The sequence below is a fragment of the Salmonella sp. SAL4457 genome, from assembly GCF_046548235.1.
In the GTDB taxonomy this organism is placed as follows: Bacteria; Pseudomonadota; Gammaproteobacteria; order Enterobacterales; family Enterobacteriaceae; genus Salmonella; species Salmonella enterica.
This window is the reverse complement of sequence record NZ_JBGDZO010000591.1, coordinates 1-267: the sequence shown is the minus strand read 5'-3', so window position 1 is coordinate 267 and position 267 is coordinate 1. Positions and strand designations below refer to the sequence as shown.

The window sequence follows — 267 nt, the reverse complement described above, 5'->3', positions numbered from 1 at the left end:
CCCCCTCGATGTCCGGCAGGTCGTCGGCGTGCCGCCGCGCGCGCTTCTCGCGGCAGGTGTCGCAGAGCGCGCGGCTGGTCATCTGGCCGCGATTGTTGTACTCCACCGGGAACAGCGCTTTGCAACCGCAGACCTTCATCCGCCGGTCGCCCTCGACCACGATCGGCGTTCGCCCTCGGCTCAGCATACCTGTCCGTCTCCTCTCCGGCTGGGCGGGCCGGGTGCCCACCGGCCCCATCGCTTCATCGGGCGACCCGACAGGCATCC

General features: G+C 70.8%; 1 protein-coding gene. It reads right to left on the bottom strand.

The window, feature by feature from the left end:
• The coding region (locus ACLJNW_RS25580) for a hypothetical protein (RefSeq protein WP_410961421.1) at positions 1–187 on the bottom strand (187 nt) is incomplete at its 3' end.
• Positions 188–267: the final 80 nt, after the last annotated feature.